Source organism: Mesorhizobium sp. M7A.F.Ca.MR.148.00.0.0 (assembly GCF_003997735.1).
In the GTDB taxonomy this organism is placed as follows: domain Bacteria; phylum Pseudomonadota; class Alphaproteobacteria; order Rhizobiales; family Rhizobiaceae; genus Mesorhizobium.
Genome location: NZ_RZTB01000351.1, coordinates 278 through 665 on the forward strand (window position 1 = coordinate 278; position 388 = coordinate 665).

At 67.8% G+C, this 388-nt stretch carries 1 protein-coding gene; it reads right to left on the minus strand.

Features of this window, described 5'->3' with window-relative positions; genetic code table 11:
• A partial coding sequence (locus EOB49_RS34450) for a zinc-binding dehydrogenase (RefSeq protein ID WP_245472980.1) occupies positions 1-388 on the minus strand: 388 nt, incomplete at both ends.

Genomic DNA, 388 nt, shown 5'->3' on the forward strand with positions numbered 1-388 from the left:
CCTGAGTGACTGGTTGCGGCCGATCAACCGCTCCAGATCAGAGGCAGCGAGACCAAAGCGCCCGAGCGCCGCGAACACCAGTTCGCCGCCAGACGCCAAGGCCTCAAGCAAGGCAGCGGTCAGCGCACCGCCGACTGTGTCGTAGATGATGTTGGCGCCCTCCCCGCCGGTGAGGTCGCGGACGCGAGCGGGCCAGTCCGGCTTGGTATAGTCGACTGCGGCATCGGCGCCGAGCGACAAGGCGAAATCCAGCTTTGCCTTGCCGCCGGCGGCTGCGATCATCTGGCGTGCGCCCTTCAGCCTGGCCAGTTGGACAAGCAGCGTTCCCACACCGCCCGATGCGGCCGGCACCAGCACCGCCTTGTCATCGGGCGGGCTTTGCCGAAGC